Raw genomic sequence first — 15455 nt, 5'->3', positions numbered from 1 at the left:
TGGCCGGGTTTACCGGGTTCTGCGGTGAAATCGCCGGGCCATAACCGCCACACCGGCAACAGCTAATAAAAAAGCACCCACAGAGGGTGCTTTTTTTTGTGTCTCTTTTTTACCCGGAAGCGGGGGATTAGTCGCTGGCAATAATGGTCAGCGGCCAGCCCATGTCGCTCTGACGGTTGGCTTCCTGCTGCAGCTCCGTATCGGTCAGCGGGTTGGCTGCCAGCCAGTGGGCCGGCAGGGTCAGCGTCAGCTTGTTATCCTCGGCGCTGAGCGCAAAAGGCGGCTGGTGGTCAGTATCCCGGCGATGGCACAGAATCACCGCCAGACGCAGCAGACGCAACAGACGGGTTGCCGTCGGGGCAGACACGGCATGTTGCTCCGGCAGGCTGGTCAGTTGCTCGCGGAAGCGGCGCAGCAGCTCGGCGATCAGGTGCTTCTGGGCACGGGTAAAGCCCGGTAAATCACTGTGGTGGATCAGGTACGCCGCGTGTTCGCCACTCTGCTTGAATTCAATCATGGTACCGATTTCATGCAGCGCGGCACCGGCGTTGAGCAGGTAGTAAGCCTGCGGCTCAACCTGCCAGATCGGGTCACAGGCCGTCAGCAGCGACAGCGCGGTTTGCGCCACGTTGTCGGCATGCTCGGTATCCAGCTGGAACCGAACCTGCAGGCTGCACAGGGTCCGTTCCCGCACATCATGGTGATGACGCATCTGGCTCATCATGTCGTACACCATACCTTCACGCAGGGCGCCGCCGGCTAGGGTCATCGACTCGATACCCAGGGACTCGAAAATGGCGATCAGGATCGACAGCCCGCTCGGGAACACCAGAGCGCGCTCCAGGGTCAGGCCCTCAATATCCAGATCTTCCAGTCGCTCGTACTGCATCGCCTGGCGCTGCAAGCGCTTGAGCTTTTGCAGGGTGATGATTTCGTCCATCCCCTGCGCCAGCATGATTTCCTGCAGAGCCTGCACGGTGCCGCTGGCCCCGACACAGGTTTCCCAGCCCAGCTCCTGGTACGGCTCGATGATCGGCGCAATGGCACCTTTCGCTGCCGCAATGGCCGCGTCGAAGTTGGCGGCCGTCAGGGCACGGTCTTTGAAGTAGCGCTCCAGCCAGGTCACACAGCCGATTTTCAGGCTGGTCAGGGCGTTGTTGTCAAAGCCCTCGCCGATGATGACTTCTGTGCTGGCGCCGCCGATATCGACAACCAGGCGTTTGCCGCTGCCACCGGAGGTGTGGGCGACTCCCTGATAGATGATACGGGCTTCTTCTTCACCGGGAATGATGTTCACCGGGTAACCTAGAATGTGTTCTGCCCTGGAAAGAAACGTGTTGGAGTTTACGGCAGTACGCAAGGCGGCAGTGCCGACAATGCGGATATTGCCAGCAGGAATATCCTGCAGGCGTTCAGCAAACAGGCTGAGGCAGTCCCACCCCCGTTGCATGGCGTCTTCACTGAGCTCGTTATTGCTGTTCAGACCCGCGGCCAGGCGGACTTTGCGCTTAATTTTTGCCAGAGTCTGCACGGTGCCGGCCACTTCCCGGACAATCCACATATGGAAGCTGTTGGATCCGAGGTCGATAGCGGCATATAGGGGAGATACTGTTCTTTCCATGGGCATATCAATCAATTACTGCTGTTTGGCAGCCGGTGCACGGCGTCGGTTACGTTGGCGCGGTTGTCCCTGACGGGATGAACTGCCGCGACGGCCGCTGTTCTGGCGTGGCTGACGCTGAATAGCCAGTGGGGCCGGCAGGTCGTCCAGCAGGGCATCTGCATTGTACTTCGACAGCGGGATCGCATGTTCGATGTACGTTTCAATCGCCGGCAGGTTAATCGCGTACTCTTCACAGGCGAAGCTGATCGAATGACCGCTGGCACCGGCACGACCGGTACGGCCGATACGGTGTACGTAATCTTCGGCATCGTCAGGCAAGTCGTAGTTAAAGACGTGCGTTACCTGTGGGATGTGCAGGCCACGTGCCGCCACATCGGTAGCAACCAGGATATCCACTTCACCTTGGGTGAATTGCTCCAGAATACGGACGCGTTTTTTCTGCGGTACATCACCGGTCAGCAGGCCGACGCGATGGTTATCCGCCGCCAGGTGTGCCCAGATATCTTCACAGCGGTGCTTAGTGTTCGCAAACACGATAGCGCGATCCGGCCATTCTTCCTCGATCAGCGTCTGCAGCAGGCGCATCTTGTCTTTATTTGACGGGTAGAACAGTTCTTCCTGGATGCGGTGACCGGTTTTCTGCTCCGGCTCAACAATCACACTTTCCGGGTTGTTCATGTGCTCGAACGCCAGCTCTTTCACTCGGTATGAAAGGGTCGCGGAGAACAGCATGTTCAGACGCTCCTGCGGCACCGGCATGCGGCGGAACAGGAAACGAATATCTTTGATAAAGCCCAGATCGAACATACGGTCCGCTTCATCCAGCACCACAGCCTGGATAGAACGCAGATCGATCACGCGCTGCTTGTAAAAGTCGATGATACGGCCACAAGTACCGATCAGGATATCGACACCTTCTTCCAGGATTTTCTGCTGCTTCTCGTAAGCTTCACCCCCGTAGGCCAGACCAGCGGTCAGCCCGGTGCTTTCGATTAACGGCTTGGCATCATTGTAAATTTGGATGGCCAGCTCGCGTGTAGGTGCCATAATGATGGCACGGGGGTGGTTCTGTTTGCGGTCCTCTTTTGCTGGTGTCAGCAATAGGTGGTTAAAAGTCGCAGTCAGGAAAGCCAGGGTTTTCCCTGTGCCTGTTTGAGCCTGACCAGCAATGTCACGGCCGGAGAGCACTACCGGCAATGCCAGCGCCTGGATAGGCGTACAATGATGAAAGCCTTTGGCCTCCAATCCTTGTAATACCCGAGGTTCTAACCCCAGGTCGGCAAATTTTTGCTCTGTGATGTGAGTCGTCTTCATTCGTATAGAATATCAGCTTAGGGTTGCAATACGAAACGGATTCCATTCAAATAGAGCACCGATTTGCTGGTTAAAATCAAATCAGCTAAGAAAATCAACCATTGGAGTGGAAGATGAGCGACAAGATTGTGCAGCTGACAGACGCGAGTTTCGAAAGCGATGTGATTAAGGCTGCTGGCCCGGTACTAGTCGATTTTTGGGCTGAATGGTGTGGTCCTTGTAAAATGATTGCCCCAATCCTTGATGAAATCGCCGACGAGTACGAAGGTAAGCTGACGATTGGTAAACTAAACATCGACCAGAATGCAGCCACCCCGCCAAAGTTTGGTATCCGTGGTATCCCGACACTGCTGCTGTTCAAAGACGGTAGCGTTGCGGCCACTAAAGTGGGTGCACTTTCTAAGAGCCAGCTGAAAGAGTTCCTGGACGCGAACCTGTAAGCCGCTCTTATCTCGAACCATGCACAACAATTTCTCAGTTGTGCATGGTTTGGCAACCGTCTATGCTAGACGGATGAGGTCTTTAGTGCTAACTTATTGCACGTTAATTTTAATATCGTTCATTCCTTGACCAGCCTCATTGGTCGACTTTATCTCATTAACATAGAACCCCAATTTTGACTGACAAGAAACCCACCACTATGAATCTTACTGAATTGAAGAACCAACCTATTTCCCAGTTGGTTGCGCTTGGCGAAAGCTTAGGACTGGAAAATCTGGCGCGTTTGAGAAAACAGGACATCATCTTCGCGATTCTCAAACAGCACGCAAAAAGTGGTGAGGACATTTTTGGCGATGGTGTTCTAGAAATTCTTCAAGATGGCTTCGGCTTCCTCCGCTCTGCAGACAGTTCTTACCTCGCCGGCCCAGACGACATTTACGTTTCTCCAAGTCAAATCCGCCGTTTCAACCTTCGCACTGGTGACACCATTTCAGGCAAAATCCGTCCGCCGAAAGACGGTGAGCGTTACTTTGCCCTGCTGAAGGTAAACGAAGTTAACTACGACAAGCCGGACAACGCCCGTAACAAGATCCTGTTTGAAAACCTGACGCCGCTGCACGCGAACGAGCGCATGCGTATGGAGCGTGGTAACGGTTCTACTGAAGATATCACGGCCCGTGTACTGGATCTGGCTTCGCCAATCGGTAAAGGTCAGCGTGGCCTGATCGTGGCACCGCCGAAAGCCGGTAAAACCATGCTGCTGCAGAACATTGCTCAGAGCATTGCGTACAACCACCCAGAGTGTGAGTTGATGGTGCTGCTGATCGACGAACGTCCGGAAGAAGTGACCGAGATGCAGCGTCTGGTGAAAGGCGAAGTAGTTGCCTCGACGTTTGATGAGCCAGCGTCTCGTCACGTTCAGGTTGCTGAGATGGTGATCGAGAAGGCCAAGCGTCTGGTCGAGCACAAAAAAGACGTGGTGATCCTGCTGGATTCCATTACTCGTCTGGCGCGTGCTTACAACACCGTGATCCCATCATCCGGTAAAGTACTGACTGGTGGTGTGGATGCTAACGCCCTGCACCGTCCGAAGCGTTTCTTCGGTGCGGCCCGTAACGTGGAAGAGGGCGGCAGCCTGACTATCATCGCGACGGCACTGGTTGATACCGGTTCGAAGATGGATGAAGTGATTTACGAAGAATTCAAAGGTACAGGTAACATGGAACTGCACCTGTCTCGTAAGATTGCAGAGAAGCGTGTCTTCCCGGCGATTGACTTCAACCGTTCAGGTACCCGTCGTGAAGAGCTGCTGGCGAAGCCGGACGAGCTACAGAAGATGTGGATCCTGCGTAAGATTGTTCACCCGATGAGTGAAACCGACAGCATGGAATTCCTGATTGATAAGCTGTCGATGACCAAGACGAACGACGAGTTCTTTGACGCTATGCGTCGCCAGTAATTCGCGGCTCGAGTCACAGTTTGAGAAACGCCACCCTGTGTGGCGTTTTTTATTACCTTGAGTTTACGGCATAATGTTTTTGAGCATTGTTCAATTGTAGGCTTCAGGCTGGTTTCCAGCTTGGAAACTCCATATACTGTGCGTGTTATCAATATCTAGCTCGTTCGCCAGGAAGGCGGAGGGTTTTTACAATGTTTCCTGAACACCAAGGAGGTGGCATGCGACTAGGACGGTGCATGTTGATAGGATTACTGGCCGCAGTGATGGCAACCACTGCTGCCGCGCAGGAAGTGACGGAGCAGGAAGTTCGTCAGGTTCTTGATTCCCCGCAGGTTCAGCATCAGGTCTCGGTGCTGGCCAAGCTTTATGACGCCAGTGATTTTACAACGCTGGAGTCTCAACTACAGGCATTCTCCGGGCTGGAGCAGGAAGCGGTGCGTACCGGGCTGGTGACGTATGCCGTCGAATCCGGTGCTCTCGATCAGGCCAAGGCCGACTGGCTTCAGCGCCAGGCGGAGCGGACGCCTGCCTACCAGGTGGTGGAGCAGGGTGACGGCTATCTGGTGACCCAGAGTGCGTTCCATTATGGCGCCAAGGCGAAAAGTCTGGTGCGCAAGTGGCAGCACATTCAGCTGGCCGCGGCCATGGTGAAGCAGGCTGAAGCCGGTGAACTGGTCCTGTCTGAATGGATGGCCGGCGAGTTGGCGTCGCAGACCGTACGCCGCGATATTTTCCTGGAACAACTTCCCAATCTGTCAGCGCAGGCTGTCGCCAAACTGGCCGCGCAGTTTACCAGTGACAGTAAGCTGTTGTGGCTGCCGGATAATGCGGTGATCGCCGCGCTGGCGGCGGCTTCCCGTGATAACAGTGTCTACCACCTGCTGTGGCGCCGGCGCAGCGATCAGTTTAGCCTGGCGGAGCTGAATCGCCTGGCGGAGCTGGCTCCGGCCACACACGCAATAGAGCAGCTTAAGGCTGCCACCATCAACCCGTCACTCAAGCGTCAGGCTTACCGAGCGCTGATCACACAGCACCCTATTCCGGTGTCCGCCCGCGACTTTCTGGCTGCCAAGCTGGATGAAGTGGAAGACGGCGAGCTGGTGGCGATCGAACTCGCCCGCATGGGGTATCTGGACTGGCTGCGCCAGCTGGCCGAAGTCAGCCGCAGCAAAGTGATGCAGAATAACTTCCGGGCGGCGGTGGCGCAGCAGCCCTGATTGCGTCAATGACTTGAATTATCGCTGATTTGGCGTTAACAACTCGTTATAATGAGTGAAAATGATTTGCGGTACCCGGCGGCTGGCGACAGTGCCGGGTACCTTTCTATTTTCAATCTTGGGTAACAGTTAACTGATGAAATTCAAGGATCTGCGCGAGTTTATTGCTTACCTGGAGCAAGTAGGCCAGTTAAAGCGTATCAAGCAGCCCGTCGACCCGGATCAGGAAATCACAGAAATCTGTGATCGCACCCTGCGTGCCGGAGGCCCGGCTCTCTTGTTTGAAAACCCGATCGGCTATGACATTCCGGTGCTGGCTAACCTGTTTGGTACACCGGAGCGGGTCGCAATGGGTATGGGGCGTCAGGATGTGCACGAGCTGCGTGAAGTCGGCAAGCTGCTGGCATACCTGAAAGAGCCTGAGCCGCCGCGTGGTTTCCGCGATGCGATCGACAAGCTGCCGGTGTTCAGACAGGTACTGAACATGCCAGCCAAGCGGCTGCGTAAAGCACCGTGTCAGGATATCGTGTGGCAGGGAGAGCAGGTTGACCTGGATAAAATTCCGGTCATGAGCTGCTGGCCGGGCGATGTCGCGCCGCTGCTCACTTGGGGCCTGACCATTACCCGCGGCCCGAACAAAAAACGCCAGAATCTCGGCATCTACCGTCAGCAAAAGCTGGGCAAGAACAAGGTCATTATGCGCTGGCTGGCGCACCGAGGTGGTGCGTTGGATCTGCGTGACTGGATGGAAACCCATCCGGGGCAGCCATTCCCGGTGTCGGTTGCGTTCGGGGCAGACCCGGCAACCATTCTGGGCGCGGTCACGCCAGTTCCCGACACGCTGTCTGAGTATGCGTTTGCCGGCTTGTTGCGTGGCAGCAAGACCGAAGTCGTGAAAAGTATCAGTAACGATCTGGAAGTGCCAGCCAGTGCGGAAATCGTGCTGGAAGGCTACATTGATCCGAACGAGTTCGCGGACGAAGGCCCGTACGGTGACCACACCGGTTACTACAATGAGGTTGAGCGCCACCATGTGTTCACCGTCACGCACGTGACCATGCGGCAGGACCCTATCTATCACAGCACCTACACCGGCCGCCCGCCGGATGAACCGGCTGTGCTGGGGGTCGCGCTCAATGAAGTCTTTGTTCCTATCCTTAAGAAGCAGTTCCCGGAAATTGAAGATTTCTACCTGCCGCCGGAAGGGTGTTCTTACCGGATGGCCGTGGTAACCATGAAGAAACAGTATCCTGGTCATGCCAAACGCGTCATGATGGGGGTCTGGTCGTTCCTGCGCCAGTTTATGTACACCAAGTTCGTGATTGTCTGTGACGATGACGTCAATGCCCGCGACTGGAACAGCGTGATCCGGGCCATGACGACTCGAATGGAACCGCTGCGCGATACGGTGATGATTGACAACACGCCGATTGACTCGCTGGACTTTGCTTCGCCAGTGGTCGGGCTGGGGTCGAAAATGGGGCTGGATGCCACGGTGAAGTGGGATGCAGAAGTGGCCACGCAACCGACTGCGGCCTGCACCCTGACACCACAGTTTGATGGTGATACGCTGGTCCGGACGGTGCGGGAGCAGTTCCCGGAAATCGTAGACTGCTATCTGCCGCCGGAAGCCGACGCAGGCGGAATGGCGATTGTGACCATGCAGAAAACCGAGCCCGGCCAGGCGCGCCGCGTGATGGCGGGGATCTGGTCACTGCTGGACGCGCAGGCCAATACCAAGTTCATTATTGTCTGCGATGACGATGTGAATGCGCGCGACTGGAATGATGTGATTTGGGCGGTGACCACCCGAATGGATCCGAGCCGGGATACCTGGCTGGTTGAGAAGTCGCCAGCAGCAGAGGGAGCAGGCTCTCGCATGGGATTGGACGCCACCAACAAGCTGGAGGGGGAAACCGACCGCGAGTGGGGCACCCCGATTACCAAGAATACGGCGGTAGTTGCCCGGGTTGATGCCATCTGGGATGCGCTCGGTATTCTGAACTAACGTTATACGACGACCCGGCCAGAGAGGCCGGGAATGAGAGAAATCATGTACCAAGTACGCCTGTTGCCTCATGAGATGACCTTTACGGCCGAACACGGCCAGACCGTTCTCGAGGCAGCGCTCAACGCAGGTATTGCTTTCCCCAATCGCTGCCAGGTCGGCGCATGTGCCATGTGTATGTGCCGTAAACTGGCCGGTGAGATTCGTTACCAGCTCGAACCGATGCTCACAGAGAAAGAGCAGGCAGAGGGCTGGATTTTTGCCTGTCAGGCGATGGCGGAAAGCGACTTGGTGCTCGATCTGGATTAGAGGAAGAAAATGTCCATCAAATGTGAAGTAAAGTCAGTGGAATCACTGGCCTGTTATACCTACCGTATCTTGTTGCGCCCGGCGCAGCCTGTGGCTTTCAAGGCGGGTCAGTACCTGCTTGCAGTGATGGGCGAGAAGGACAAGCGTCCGTTTTCTATCGCTAACAGTCCATGCCGTGAAAACGAATTGGAACTGCACATCGGTGCGGCCGAGCACAACCCTTACGCGTTGGAAGTCGTGGAGCACATGAAAGCGGCATTGGCCTCTGGTGACAGCATTGAGATCGAAGCGCCACACGGTGAAGCTTGGTTGCGTGAAGACAGCGAGAAGCCACTGCTGCTGATCGCCGGGGGAACCGGTTTCTCATACGTGCGCAGTATTCTGGAGCGCCTGCTGAGCCGTGGTACCAAACAACCGATCTTTCTGTACTGGGGCGGCCGTGATGAGTGCCAGCTGTATGCCGATGCCGAGTTGCAGGCACTGGCGGGGCAGCACGCGAACCTGACCTATGTACCGGTTGTGGAAACGGCACCGGCAGGCTGGAGCGGCAAAGTGGGCAACGTGCTGGAAGCTGTGAGCACCGATTTTGTCAGCCTGGCAGCCTATGACATCTACATTTGTGGACGTTTTGAAATGGCCGGTGCAGCCCGTGAGCTGTTCACGGCCGAAAGAGGCGCGGAGCGCGAGCGGATGTTCGCTGATGCGTACTCTTTTATCTAAGTGCGCCACTTCTGAGCGGAACAAAAAACGGGGCTGAGTGCCCCGTTTTTTGTGGTTGTCGGTCAGTCTCGGGCCCGCTCAACTTGGCGTTTGACCCAAGTCTCATTGAACCACAGTGACGCCATAATAATGATGCCGCCAATGATCAGGCGCGGGTAATCGACGTCGCGGTTCCAGATCACGATGTTGACGATCAGACCCGCCGGTACCAGAGCATTGTTCATGATCGCCAGCGCCCCGGCGTTGACCAGTGTCGCGCCTTTGTTCCAGATGAAATAGCCTAGACCGGAAGCGATGGTGCCCAGATACAGCAGGATGCCCCACTGGGTGCTCGTGGTCGGCAGTTTCTCGGTATTGCCAAACAACAGGAACATTGGCAGCGCGACACAGACCGCCCCCAGGTAGAACAAACCAAAGACGGTATGCTGCGGCAGATCGGCACGTTCTTGCTCCATGATCCGCTTGTAACCAATCTGGCCAATGGCAAAACAGAGGTTGGCCCCCTGGACAATCAGGAAGCCGAGCACAAAGTCTTCGTTAATCCCTTCAAACTTGATCACTGCGGCACCCAGCACCGCAATGGCCGCTGTCAGCAGGTACCAGGCCGAAAAACGGCGGTGCAGCAGATCGTAGATCAGGGTGACGTAGATTGGGGTAAAAATGGTAAACAGCAGTACCTCAGGAACGCTGAGATACAGGAAGGACTGGTAGTAGAAGCAGTACATCAGGCCCAGCTGAAAGGCACCGACGACCATCAGCTTGATGGCCAGCGCACGGTGCAGGTGGCGGGTACGCAAAAACGGCAGAAACACCAGAGCAGCCAGTACCACCCGGGTCAGTACCGAGAACCAGGCATCCACCTGGCCCGCCAGGTATACCCCGATCAGGCTGAACGAAAACGCCCAGAGCAGGGTGACAGCAGAAAGATATCCCATAATAAAAGTGTTGAGGTCCAGAATTAAGATAGCGCCAGTGTAGCGAAAAATCGCCAGGGGAAATACAGGCAGCGGGTAGGGATAAAGCAGGTCAGAGCTTTCACAAACAAAACGGCCCGGTGATCGCACCGGGCCGGAAACACGTACTTCTGACTGAGCTTATTTGAGCGGAATCATCAGCATATCCACCGGAGAACGGTTGATCAGCTGCTTAGCTGAGCTGAGGATTTTGCTCCAGAAGTCCTGATGGTGACCGCAGACGACCAGTTCGATGTGCAGGTCATCGATGGCGTGGCAGATTTCATCACTTAGATCGCCGCTGCCGACCAGAGTATGAGCGACCGGGTAGTTGGCTTTTGCGGCCAGCGCCTGAAGCTGTTTCTGGGCATCGTCAGCCATGCGGTGCTGGGCTTCTGACAGGTTGATATCAATCAGGCCGGTGTACAGCTCGGCGTAGTTAACGTCAATGTGAATGAGTGACAGTTTTGCCTCCAGAGCTTCGGCCAGTTTGGCGGCCTTAGTGACAAGAACGGCACTGTCTTCAGATAAGTCAATGGCTACCAGAATATGTTTGTAAGCCATAGCATGCACTCCTTAACCTTGGGGTTTTATCTCATGCTAGCACTGCCCGCGGGGAAAAAATATTACCCGGATCGCAACTTGGTAAAGTGTTAAAATTGTTTCATATTGAGTGGCGAGTTTGTTGAATTTCATGTACTTTTTGAAACGCAACGTCGGATTTTACATCGTAATGTCCAGAATCGTCGCTAATCGCCTGTTGAGTTGCATTCTCAGTGTTGCATTGTGACAATGGGAGACAAGCGATTTCATACCAGTTGACGAGATTGGTATACACTAGAATAGAAGGAGTAACGCGATGTTAGCTCAAGCGATGGTTGAAAAACTCAACGAGCAGATTAATCTGGAGTTCTTTTCTTCCAACCTGTACCTGCAAATGAGTGCATGGTGCGAAGATAAAGGCTTTGAGGGTGCCGCAGAGTTTCTGCGTGCTCATGCTCGAGAAGAAATGGAGCACATGCAGCGTCTGTTTACGTATGTCAGCGAAACAGGCTCAATGCCTATCCTGGGGGCAATTGATGCGCCAAATCACGAGTACTCATCGTTAGGAGATGTGTTCCGTCAGACTTACGAGCACGAGCGCTATATCACAGAACAAATCAACAAGCTTGCTCATGTTGCGTTTACTACCCAGGACTATTCAACTTTTAACTTCTTGCAGTGGTATGTTGCAGAACAGCACGAAGAAGAAAAACTGTTCAAAGGTGTCCTGGATAAGATTGAACTGGTCGGCGAAGACGGCAAGGCACTGTTCTTTATTGATAAAGATCTGTCCGCAATGGCCAAAGCTGAATCGGCTTCGATCATGGATACACAGGCTGGCTAACAGGCCGGGGGCGCGCCTTTATTGTGTGCCCCAACCACAGGTCAGCCGCTGAGTCACATTGTTCGGGGGTTGTTATGATCAGTGGTGATGCACTTATTCTCGCTCTTTTTCTGGTCGCGGTCGTCAATGTTTCCCGGTACATCAGTACCTTGCGCACCCTGTTGGCGGTGATGCGCGAGTGCGACCCACTTCTCTATCAGCAGGTTGACGGGCGGGGCTTTTTCTCCTCGCAGGGCAACGTGTCCAAGCAAATCAGGCTGTTTCACTATATTCGCAGTCACCAATACCAGAACCACCACGACCCCATTTTTATGGAAAAGTGCGTTAAGGTCCGGAAACTGTTCATTCTGGCCAGTACCTACCTGATGCTGTTTTTCATCTCCATTTTTGTCGTGGCGTTTATGGGACTCTAGTTTTCTGGTGATAATCCTCTCACTTATGCCGTTAGAAGCTGTTTTCTGTTGCTAACTCAAAGGGTTGGCGGTAGTTTGTCGCCCTTTAATCAGTAATGCGAAACAGGATTCATGAACCGAGTATATGCGTGGTGGCATGCCCTCGAGCGGGGAAGTAGCCAAGACTGGATGACCAATGTTGGCCTCTTACTGTTACTGAGTGCTTGCCTCTGGGCGGCATGGCTGCTGGTGACCCGCCATTTATTACGGGCTGCCGGAAAAACCCGGCTGGTGTGGGATGATGCGCTGATCCATGCCGTGCGCCGACCGGTGAGCTGGCTGATTTGGCTCTGGCCAGCAGCATTTTCCCTCGGGGTCATGATTGATAACCTGACCGACTACCCGACCGCTTTTCTCTCGGTGGTGCGGCATCTGATGCTGGTCTGGACCTTCATCTGGGTGCTGCTGCGCCTGATCACCAATGCGGAAGATGCCATCAGTGCCAACGCCAAAGATGCCACGACCATCAATGCGATCTCGAAAATTCTACGTCTGACGGTGCTGGTGGTGGGTGGCCTGGTCATGATGCAGAACCTGGGCCTGAGCCTGTCTGGGGTGCTGACTTTTGGCGGAGTGGGCGGTCTGATTGTCGGGATGGCAGCCAAGGATCTGCTGGCCAACTTTTTCGGCGCCATCATGATTTACTTCGACCAGCCGTTTAAACTGGGCGACTGGATCCGTAGCCCGGATCGCCAGATTGAAGGCACGGTCGAAAAAATCGGCTTTCGTATGACGGTGATCCGGACTTTCGACCAGCGCCCGCTGTACGTGCCGAATGCCGTTTTCAGCTCCATTGTGGTGGAAAACCCTTCCCGTATGCTCAACCGCCGGATTAAACAGAAGATCAGCCTGCGCTACCGGGATGTCGATCGCATTCAGTCGGTGGTGGACAGTATCAAAGCCATGTTGATGGCCCACCCGGATATCGAAACCACTCATCGCACCCTGATTGTGAATCTGGATCACTACGGCGCCTCCTCGCTGGATATTCTGATTTACACTTTTACCAAAACGACAAACTGGGTGGCGTATCAGGAAATTCAGCAGGATGTCATGCTCAAGGTGGCGGCGATTGTGCAGCAACATGGTGCTGAATTTGCCTTCCCGACCTCGACGCTTCACCTGGCCCAATCACCGGAGCGCTGGCTGGAAAGTGTCAGGATGGAGCAGGCAGCGGGATAATCCATTGCTATTCCCCCTGCCAGACAGGTAAAATTTGCGCTCCTGGTGGGGGGAGCCTGCCAGTTGCCATTACAGGGATGCCGGCCATCAGGCTGCGGCGTCCCTTTTTTATGGTGTAAGGCAGGCTGCGGGCAAGCAGCCACAGGTAGCGTAACGAATAAGCGACAGCGGTGAAGTCATGGCAGAAAAGTTTGATGTGGTAATTATTGGGGCAGGGGCTGCCGGGCTGATGTGTGCCGCCGAAGCCGGTAAGCGCGGGCGCTCGGTACTGGTGGTGGATCACGGTAAAAAGCCGGGGCGAAAAATCCTGATCTCCGGAGGCGGACGCTGCAACTTTACCAATTACGACGTGGCGGCGAACAACTATGTCTGTCGCAATCCCCACTTTGTGAAATCGGCATTGTCGCAATACACCCAGTGGGATTTCATCGCCATGGTGGCCAAACATGATATCGCCTATGAAGAACGCGATCATGGCCAGTTGTTCTGCGAAGACTCGGCCAAAGACATTGTGAAGATGCTGCTGGCGGAATGCGACCTGCCGACAGTACAGCAGCGTTACCAGATAGATGTGCACCATATCGAGAAAACGGAGACCGGCTTTCGCCTGATGCTGAATACCGAAGCGGTAGAGTGCCAGTCACTGGTGATCGCCACTGGCGGTCTGTCGATGCCTAAGCTGGGTGCTACACCGTTTGGCTTCCAGGTGGCAGAGCAGTTCGGCCTGAACATGGTGCCGACCACTGCCGGCCTGGTGCCGTTTACCCTGCATAAAGAAGACAAAGAAGCCTTTGCCGAACTGTCCGGCATCGCTGTTCCGGTGGTCGTGGAGGCCGAAAACGGCACCACGTTCCGTGAAAACCTGCTGTTTACCCACCGTGGTTTATCCGGGCCGGTGATCCTGCAGATATCGTCTTACTGGCTGCCGGGCCAGAAGGTCACGATTGACCTGCTGCCGGATTTGGACGTGGCTGAGACCCTGACCGCCATGCGTGACAAGCACCCGAACCAGAGCCTGAAAAACTCGCTGTCCCGTCTGTTGCCCAAACGCCTGATTGAAGCTTTGATTGAGCGAGGAGATCTGACGGATAAGCCGCTGAAACAGCTGAACTCGAAGGAGCTGGCGGCGCTGGTGAGCTATTTCCATCAGTGGGCGATCGCACCGAACGGCACCGAAGGGTATCGCACCGCCGAGGTGACGCTGGGCGGGGTCGACACTGACGGGCTGTCTTCCAAAACCATGGAAGCCAAGCAGGTGCCGGGGCTGTATTTTGTCGGTGAGGTGATGGATGTGTCCGGCTGGCTGGGCGGTTATAACTTCCAGTGGGCCTGGAGTTCCGGTTTTGTTGCCGGGCAGCACGTTTAACCATTCAGCACATTTCACTAATGACTTCCGATGGGTGGAGTAACACCGCTAGATTAAGTGTGGTTTGCCCCTCATGATCTGTGCCATTAAGAACCTGAGTGCCTCAGACTGGACGTCCCCGAAAGTGCAAAAACTCTTATGGAGTGAACGTCGCCTAGAGCTTTAGTTGCCGAGAGCACAAGTTGCCTGGAGTTTTAGTTGCTTAGAGTGCGTTGCCTGGGATTCAAGCCGCTGATGCCGCCACATGGCACAGCGGCTTTTTTACATCATGTGTCTAGTTGACATTATGTGCCTAGGCGCATTCGGCGAAGGCTGCTCACCGGGCTGCCGGGCTGAAATTCAGCAAAAATCAGAGAGATTTAGATTTCTTTCCTCAGGATTTAGATATAAATCCCTATAATTCATCCGGCTTTTTCGGGCAACCTGGCCCTTATGAACTGGAGTATGTCTACTGATGAAAAAACGCGTTTACCAGGCTGTCGCCTTATCCATTCTGGCGACCACACTGACTGGCTGTATTGGCCAGATGGGTACCTCGCAGCTGGTGACCAAAGCTAACCTGAGTGCGGTGGATAACCGTTATGGCCGTGCGGGTCTGTTTGTTCTGCTGAGCCCGGTATACGGGATTGCCGCAACCGCGGACCTGTTTATCTTCAACACTGTGGAATTCTGGACCGGCAAAAACCCGATTACCGGTAAATCCCCGGCGGTGGCGGATACCCCGGTGAATGCGATTTTCAAGGTCAATAGTCAGCTGGATTCTTCTCTGACCACGGTGCCACTGGCCAGCGTGCAGAGCAGCGATATTGAAGCGGCGCAGTTCCGTCAGCTTGACGATCATACGCTGGAAATGCACGTCGCTTACCGCAATGGTGAGCAAGCGACGTTGCGTGGTGAGCGTAATGGCGAGAAGGTCGACTTCTACCTGGATGATGCCTTTATCACCGCCGTCGGCATTGACGAGCTGGCGCAGTACGCGCGCAATCAGGCCTGAGTCCACCATGACAGGCAGGCTGACGCCTG

At 54.9% G+C, this 15455-nt stretch carries 15 protein-coding genes; 11 read left to right on the top strand and 4 right to left on the bottom strand.

Annotated elements, in window-relative coordinates; translation table 11 throughout:
• Window positions 1-127: 127 nt before the first annotated feature.
• Together gppA and rhlB are read right to left on the bottom strand one after the other, a co-directional pair.
• On the bottom strand, window positions 128-1621 hold the full coding sequence (gene gppA / locus PGW97_RS15960; protein WP_273857975.1) for a guanosine-5'-triphosphate,3'-diphosphate diphosphatase: 1494 nt from the start codon (window positions 1619-1621) through the stop codon (window positions 128-130).
• A 15-nt stretch (window positions 1622-1636) separates the two neighbouring features.
• Complete coding sequence (gene rhlB / locus PGW97_RS15955; protein WP_047887302.1) at window positions 1637-2938, bottom strand: ATP-dependent RNA helicase RhlB; 1302 nt, start codon at window positions 2936-2938, stop codon at window positions 1637-1639.
• A 113-nt stretch (window positions 2939-3051) separates the two neighbouring features.
• Between rhlB and trxA the strand changes: the two genes are divergently transcribed.
• The 6 genes from trxA to fre all read left to right on the top strand — a co-directional run bounded on the left by trxA (window position 3052) and on the right by fre (window position 9092).
• Window positions 3052-3378: a thioredoxin TrxA gene (trxA, locus tag PGW97_RS15950; protein WP_047887301.1), complete on the top strand. Its 327-nt coding sequence runs from the start codon at window positions 3052-3054 to the stop codon at window positions 3376-3378.
• 200 nt (window positions 3379-3578) lie between these two features.
• Window positions 3579-4838: a transcription termination factor Rho gene (gene rho, locus PGW97_RS15945; protein ID WP_047887300.1), complete on the top strand. Its 1260-nt coding sequence runs from the start codon at window positions 3579-3581 to the stop codon at window positions 4836-4838.
• 218 nt (window positions 4839-5056) lie between these two features.
• Window positions 5057-6055, top strand: a complete 999-nt coding sequence (locus PGW97_RS15940) for a hypothetical protein (protein WP_273857973.1) — start codon at window positions 5057-5059, stop codon at window positions 6053-6055.
• A 136-nt stretch (window positions 6056-6191) separates the two neighbouring features.
• On the top strand, window positions 6192-8063 hold the full coding sequence (gene ubiD / locus PGW97_RS15935; protein ID WP_273857971.1) for a 4-hydroxy-3-polyprenylbenzoate decarboxylase: 1872 nt from the start codon (window positions 6192-6194) through the stop codon (window positions 8061-8063).
• 42 nt (window positions 8064-8105) lie between these two features.
• Window positions 8106-8372: a 2Fe-2S iron-sulfur cluster-binding protein gene (locus tag PGW97_RS15930; protein WP_207103666.1), complete on the top strand. Its 267-nt coding sequence runs from the start codon at window positions 8106-8108 to the stop codon at window positions 8370-8372.
• Window positions 8373-8381: 9 nt separating this feature from the next.
• Window positions 8382-9092: an NAD(P)H-flavin reductase gene (gene fre / locus PGW97_RS15925; RefSeq protein WP_047887296.1), complete on the top strand. Its 711-nt coding sequence runs from the start codon at window positions 8382-8384 to the stop codon at window positions 9090-9092.
• Window positions 9093-9154: 62 nt separating this feature from the next.
• Here fre and PGW97_RS15920 read toward each other — a convergent pair whose 3' ends face one another.
• Window positions 9155-10027 carry a carboxylate/amino acid/amine transporter gene (locus PGW97_RS15920; RefSeq protein ID WP_217391273.1) on the bottom strand — a complete coding sequence of 291 codons (873 nt, stop codon included), beginning with the start codon at window positions 10025-10027 and terminating at the stop codon, window positions 9155-9157.
• A 159-nt stretch (window positions 10028-10186) separates the two neighbouring features.
• Window positions 10187-10609 (bottom strand): universal stress protein, encoded by a 423-nt coding sequence (locus PGW97_RS15915; RefSeq protein ID WP_047887295.1) that lies wholly within the window; start codon window positions 10607-10609, stop codon window positions 10187-10189.
• 295 nt (window positions 10610-10904) lie between these two features.
• Between PGW97_RS15915 and ftnA the strand changes: the two genes are divergently transcribed.
• From ftnA to PGW97_RS15890, 5 genes are all read left to right on the top strand, one after another.
• The gene (gene ftnA, locus PGW97_RS15910; protein ID WP_047887294.1) at window positions 10905-11432 is read left to right on the top strand and encodes a non-heme ferritin; all 528 of its coding nucleotides are present in this window, start codon (window positions 10905-10907) and stop codon (window positions 11430-11432) included.
• 74 nt (window positions 11433-11506) lie between these two features.
• The gene (gene uspB, locus PGW97_RS15905) at window positions 11507-11845 is read left to right on the top strand and encodes a universal stress protein UspB (protein WP_047887293.1); all 339 of its coding nucleotides are present in this window, start codon (window positions 11507-11509) and stop codon (window positions 11843-11845) included.
• A 111-nt stretch (window positions 11846-11956) separates the two neighbouring features.
• A complete protein-coding gene (locus tag PGW97_RS15900; protein ID WP_273857967.1) occupies window positions 11957-13066 on the top strand; it encodes a mechanosensitive ion channel family protein in 1110 nt (369 codons plus the stop codon).
• 178 nt (window positions 13067-13244) lie between these two features.
• Window positions 13245-14432, top strand: coding sequence for an NAD(P)/FAD-dependent oxidoreductase (locus PGW97_RS15895; RefSeq protein WP_273857965.1), 1188 nt, complete (start codon window positions 13245-13247; stop codon window positions 14430-14432).
• 454 nt (window positions 14433-14886) lie between these two features.
• A complete protein-coding gene (locus PGW97_RS15890; protein ID WP_273857963.1) occupies window positions 14887-15426 on the top strand; it encodes a DUF3332 domain-containing protein in 540 nt (179 codons plus the stop codon).
• Window positions 15427-15455: the final 29 nt, after the last annotated feature.

The sequence above is a fragment of the Photobacterium sp. GSS17 genome (assembly GCF_028621875.1).
Lineage (GTDB): Bacteria > Pseudomonadota > Gammaproteobacteria > Enterobacterales > Vibrionaceae > Photobacterium > Photobacterium ganghwense.
The sequence above is the reverse complement of the archived record's forward strand: the minus strand, read 5'-3'. Positions and strand labels throughout refer to the sequence as shown.